Below are 2,284 nucleotides of genomic sequence, written 5' to 3'. Positions count from 1 at the left end.
GCGCTGGAGCGAACCGCGTCATAAGGCAGCAGGAATTCTCCAAGCTGAGTGTCGAACATCGCGGCCTCCGGCTCGACCCTGGCAACGCCGAAGCCGTCTGGCACAGGATAAGCATAGCTGTAGAAGGTGGGATGATCGATGCCAGGCCAAAAGCCTGCGCTTGAAACTTCCCGGCAATACGCCTCGCGAGCCACAGCGTCCGGCACATGAGGCATGCCGCCCGGATGCGGCGGAGCATCGCGTCCCGAGAAGCGGGTCACCGCCAGGTCAAAGCTGCCCCAAAACAGATGGATGGGGCTGCATTTACCGACAAAGCGCGAGCGAAATAGCAAAAAGACCCGCTGCACCTGCAGCATGGCGTGCCAATACGCTCTCGCAGCGTTGGGGTCGTAGGCGCGCGGCGCATCATCCTCGTTGAAGACGACTGCGTCCGGAATCTCACAGGGCATACGATTGATGTCTACCGCCAATCCAAGCTCGGCAAGCGCCGCCATTGTCGCTTCGTAGAATGCGGCAACACTCTGCACTTCCAATTTAACGCGCCGCGTCTCGCCCTCAGCGGTGTCGATCCGCAGCAGGTCGCTCAACAAATCGAACTCCATTTCAAAAGCGCGCCCATCCCGATAGATCGGCCCGGTAGTGAAACCACGGCCCGTCAGGTAAAAGGTCGCTTGCCAGCTATGATTGATCCAAGGTGTCAGCATCAGCCGCACCTTGCCGGCCACCTGGCTCCAGAGATGGAGTGCATCGGTCGTCGGCCGAAGATCCAGCGCCGCCAGATCAGGCCACGGATTGTTCGTCGTTCTGGACATCATCGCACCCTTTGCAGCGGCATTTCGGTCAATAGCCTGGGCGAACGGCCTGCGCCTGTATCGCCGATGCTGGATAGGGTCATAAGCGAAAGTGGCTCGGCAGCCTCAGGACGTGTCGTTTATGCCCCCAAAGAGCGGCCGTCGCCAGCCAGATTGGTCACCATTTGGCGATCTCGGATTTTTGATGGGCGCCCGGCGCAGCAGGTGAGAGATCAACCGGTTCGGGGAAAGCTGAGACCTGGCGCGCTTAGACGCTCCCGCACCAACGGATCGGTGACTTTCTCATGGTCGATCCCCCGCGGCTAATTACTGCCTAATAACTTCCTTGCGCGATCTCCAGGCCGGATATGCGCCCCTCTGCAATACCCTGCGCGATCGCCCTTACGACAATCTCGATCTCGGCAGGAGAGAGTTGGTCGAAAAGCTTCCATGAACGCGCAATGTTGCGAGCATGAACAAGGTCCCGTTCTGAAAATGGAGGCGGCTTGATCGGCATTCGTTACTCCATAACCGCAATGCGTCGGAATTTACATCACCTGCATCTATTCAGCTATGCGTTCCGATTTCTGAACTCGACGTTCGCATTGCGCCAACGCATGGTGATGACGAACAGGCCGATTGTCCGCTAAAGGCCGCACGCGCAAGCGGCCCATCGGCAATGAACCGTTGCAGCGCGGTCCGCGACAAGCAACTGCCGTCGCTGCCAACCGCGCCGCCGAGCCGATCGCGCGACACCAATCGAGGTTGTCCATGCTGATCGTCAGAATCTTCCTCGTCCTGCTCACGCTCGCTTCGCCGGCGCGCGCGATTTGGCCGCCGCGCGCGACGCGGTCGCCGCCTTCGCGGCTGCGCTTCAAGCAAAGAGTGATCCGACGTCTTGCAGCCTGCGCCGGTAACGGCATCGGGTTGACCGGCGGCACCGGGTGACCGCTTCAGGTCACAGGTGGACCTCAACCCTTGAGAACTCTGATGTCAGCTTTACCTGGAAAAGCAGGGATTTTTCTTGGTTGCCAATTCGTTACCGGATGCCGCGCTTCCAAGGTGTCGCAGTTAGCGCGTCTCTTACAATTTTGGCTTAAGTCGACCGAATGGAGCGACGAGCGACACAGCGGCGGCGGGTTCTGAAAGGCGGATCGATTGAGTTCGACGGCCGGACAGTCGCATGCGTTTTACGAAATATTTCCGCAAGGGGCGCCGCACTTCAAGTGGACCGTCGGCTTTGCATTCCTCACGAATTCGAGCTCAACATTCCAAACGGTGAAATTCGGCAGAACTGTCGCGTCGTGTGGCGCAAGGAAACGCTGATCGGCTTGGCATTTGAAGCGGCGGCCTGATCAACCTCGATTTCCCGCTTCGGGGCATTCGCTTTCCAATACGACCATGCCACGGCCTAACGTGCGCGCCTCATCCTTCGAGACGCGGCTGCACGGCTTCCTAAGATAAGAACTAGTCCTGCGCCCTCAGGCGATATC

At 59.1% G+C, this 2,284-nt stretch carries 4 protein-coding genes; 2 read left to right on the top strand and 2 right to left on the bottom strand.

Annotated features, from left to right (window positions below; all coding sequences use genetic code 11):
• Window positions 1-812, bottom strand: an 812-nt coding sequence (locus WB528_RS25325) for a DUF5996 family protein (RefSeq protein ID WP_423891862.1), incomplete at its 3' end; no start/stop codon positions are given.
• Between the two features lie 313 nt (window positions 813-1,125).
• The gene (locus tag WB528_RS25320; protein WP_423891861.1) at window positions 1,126-1,308 is read right to left on the bottom strand and encodes a hypothetical protein; all 183 of its coding nucleotides are present in this window, start codon (window positions 1,306-1,308) and stop codon (window positions 1,126-1,128) included.
• Between the two features lie 254 nt (window positions 1,309-1,562).
• On the opposite strand from WB528_RS25320, the gene WB528_RS25315 reads away from it, so the two are divergent.
• Together WB528_RS25315 and WB528_RS25310 are read left to right on the top strand one after the other, a co-directional pair.
• Window positions 1,563-1,739, top strand: a complete 177-nt coding sequence (locus WB528_RS25315; protein WP_423891859.1) for a hypothetical protein — start codon at window positions 1,563-1,565, stop codon at window positions 1,737-1,739.
• Between the two features lie 161 nt (window positions 1,740-1,900).
• Window positions 1,901-2,146 carry a PilZ domain-containing protein gene (locus WB528_RS25310; protein WP_423891857.1) on the top strand — a complete coding sequence of 82 codons (246 nt, stop codon included), beginning with the start codon at window positions 1,901-1,903 and terminating at the stop codon, window positions 2,144-2,146.
• Window positions 2,147-2,284: the final 138 nt, after the last annotated feature.

It is taken from the genome of Bradyrhizobium sp., assembly GCF_049586575.1.
GTDB lineage: Bacteria > Pseudomonadota > Alphaproteobacteria > Rhizobiales > Xanthobacteraceae > Bradyrhizobium.
This window is presented reverse-complemented; position numbering and strand designations above follow the sequence as displayed.

Coding starts and splice junctions, on each gene's coding strand:
- WB528_RS25310 (WP_423891857.1), top strand. CDS start 1,901: ATGGAGCGACGAGCGACACAGCGGCGGCGGGTTCTGAAAGGCGGATCG.
- WB528_RS25315 (WP_423891859.1), top strand. CDS start 1,563: ATGCTGATCGTCAGAATCTTCCTCGTCCTGCTCACGCTCGCTTCGCCG.
- WB528_RS25320 (WP_423891861.1), bottom strand. CDS start 1,308: ATGCCGATCAAGCCGCCTCCATTTTCAGAACGGGACCTTGTTCATGCT.